The 1,594-nt window shown below is 70.6% G+C and carries 1 protein-coding gene; it reads right to left on the minus strand.

Features of this window, described 5'->3' with window-relative positions; all coding sequences use genetic code 11:
* Positions 1-248 precede the first annotated feature (248 nt).
* Positions 249-1,594 (minus strand): PPC domain-containing protein (locus tag H0488_RS22170; protein WP_183101376.1); only part of this gene is annotated, 1,346 nt, incomplete at its 5' end.

The raw sequence follows: 1,594 nt of genomic DNA on the forward strand, positions 1-1,594 counted from the left end.
CCTCGCCGGGGCGTTGTCGAGGGCGCGGACCGAGCTCGGCGAGGCGGCGTCGTCCCGGGCGTGGACGCTCGGGACGGTGGCCCCTGCCGCCTCCGTCCGGGCCCTGCTGGTCGACGTCCTGGCGGGCGTGCGGCTCCCCGCCGACTCGTGACGGCTGCCCGGCAGCGGAAATGCCAGGAGCGGGACCGCCCCCCACGGCGGTCCCGCTCCGGATCAGGTGGCCCGAAGGCCCGGTCGATCCCTTCGCATCAGGCCCAGTCGAGCTGGATCCCGTAGAAGCCCAGCGAGCCGTAGCTGCTGTAGACGCCCTCGCCCGGGCCGTCGACCTGGACGTAGTAGGTGCCCTGCTGGAGGGTGAGCGCCGGCGTCGCCGACTGCAGGTCACCGGTCGGGGACCACGAGCCGACCACCTGGTTGTTGGAGTTGCGGAGGGTGATGCGCATGTTCAGGTTGGTGTCGACCGGTCCGGTGTTGCCCCAGGTCTGGATGCGCAGGGTGCGGGTGCCGGTGAGGCTGAACTTGAAGGTGTCGACGTCGCCGGAGTTGATGATCCCGTAGCGGGCGGTGCCGGCCGGCAGCGTGCCGGGGGTGCTGAACGAGTTGGGGTACTCGTCGGCGGCGTACAGGACCTTGGCGGCGATCTTCGCAACGTCGTTCTCCCCGTTGTTCGCGCCGGCGTAGGAGCCGTTGCTCCACTGGGTCACCGGCTTGTAGTAGCTGACGCCCATGATCGGCGCCCAGTTGCCCGAGCCGCCGTAGTAGGTCTGGCTCGAGGTGCCGTCGTGGCTGAGGCTCAGGGTGTGGCCGGCCTCGTGGCTGGACGCCTCGCCGACGTACTTCGCGGCGTTGGAGGTGTTGGTGAAGACGAAGGCGGTCGTCTCGGTGCCGGAGCGGACCTCGCCGAAGGAGTTGAGGTAGGCGACGCCGCCGGCGTTGGGGTACCACGACGCCGAGGGGCTGATGACCATGCGGACGCCGTAGGCGGAGTCGCTGGAGGACGTGCGCCGGAGGCCGTCGAGGCCCGGGTCCTGGGTGGTGACGTCGATGTGGAACGGCGCGTAGTCCTCACGGACCTGCAGCCAGACCGCCTGGATGATGGCGTGCTCGCGGGTGGAGAACGAGCCCGGGTTGCCGTCGATGTCGAACGGCGCCGAGACGATCGCCCGGCCCCCGTTGAACTGGCTGTTCCACTGGGTGCCCGACGTCGTGTTGCCGGTGAAGTCCAGGTAGAGCTTGTACGGCGAGCTGCCCCGCGAGTGTAGCGCGAAGGTCTGGGAGGTCGGGTAGAGCGGCGTCGTGATCTTGTCGGTGATCGAGGACTGTCCCGTCCTGAGCGGCTCGTCGGCGTAGACCAGCGAGCCGTCGTCGGTCAGCTTCAGGGTCTTGTCGTGCAGCAGGGTCTGCTCCAGCTTGCGGGCCGTGAAGCCGTGCCGCTCCGCCACCTCGGCCAGCTGACCGGCGAGGGCGTCGACCGCGGCCCGGCCCGAGATCGTCTCGGCGCCCCGGGTGTCGACCGTGACGTCGCTCCGGCCGGGGGTCTGGTCGTCGGCGGAGGCAGGGGAGGCGCCGACGCCGACGCCGGCGACAGCAGCGG

Origin of the sequence: Nocardioides pelophilus (assembly GCF_014180685.1) — a bacterium.
Lineage (GTDB): Bacteria > Actinomycetota > Actinomycetes > Propionibacteriales > Nocardioidaceae > Nocardioides > Nocardioides pelophilus.